This window comes from Arsenophonus sp. ENCA (assembly GCF_002287155.1).
Taxonomy (GTDB): domain Bacteria; phylum Pseudomonadota; class Gammaproteobacteria; order Enterobacterales; family Enterobacteriaceae; genus Arsenophonus; species Arsenophonus nilaparvatae.
On sequence record NZ_NHNG01000502.1, the window covers coordinates 1 to 787 of the forward strand.

The 787-nt window shown below is 34.4% G+C and carries 1 protein-coding gene and 1 pseudogene; both read right to left on the reverse strand.

The genetic code is table 11. The features are described from left to right. Positions 1 to 253 precede the first annotated feature (253 nt). Positions 254 to 412, reverse strand: a complete 159-nt coding sequence (locus CBG25_RS13225) for a lysis system i-spanin subunit Rz (protein ID WP_290607186.1) — start codon at positions 410 to 412, stop codon at positions 254 to 256. Next, positions 361 to 477, reverse strand: a pseudogene (locus CBG25_RS21455) (hypothetical protein); the annotation flags it as partial. The gene CBG25_RS13225 and the pseudogene CBG25_RS21455, both read right to left, overlap by 52 nt. Positions 478 to 787: the final 310 nt, after the last annotated feature.

The following is a 787-nucleotide window of genomic DNA, read 5'->3' on the forward strand; positions in this document are numbered from 1 at the left end:
GTCCGAATTCAGTAGCGATAACATTAGTGGCTACAACAGGTACACCACTTGATAACTTAATAATATTGTTCATAACGTATTACCTTCTTTATAAAATGAACCTTTGACGAAATAGGAATGCCAGCCCACCGAGGCTCGCCAGCTCTGCTGACACCCTCAAAGGCTCATTTCTATAAAGTCAGGTTCGGTGGAGTATTTAGATGCGCTTTCGTTGCGCTAGGATTGTTAAGATTTGAACCTGCCAATGACCGATTCATTGACACTGTGTTTTAATATAATTTTGTAAATATTCCGTTTGCTTTTCGTTCTCAAGTATCATTTCTCGGAGACGGAAATAATCTTGTCGAGCTGTTTCTCTAAGTTGTGGGGTGGCTTCATCATATCGGCTCTGGGCGGTAGTGGTTTTGGGGATTCAATTTCTTTAATTACTTCTGATAATTGATTACCGGAAACTGACAATGCGCCTCCAAAGCCCATAGTTGAAAAAAATAATATTACTAAAAATAACCTACTGTATTTATTAGATGAAATTTGTCTACGTGTTTTCAAAAAATCAAATAACACCACGCTAAAAGATATAAATAAAAGACCAATTACAGAAAAGACGCTAAAAAAATACAATATCTCCCATGTGAAGCTTACCTTCTCTGTGTTACACGAGTTTCGCACCAATAAAAAAACGCTCTATTTTTAAGTTTAATTCAGCATAATATATAAATAGATAAAACCTTATAAATTAAATGCAAGTTATTGTAATTTAATAAAATTTATGTGTTTTAGTAACTTG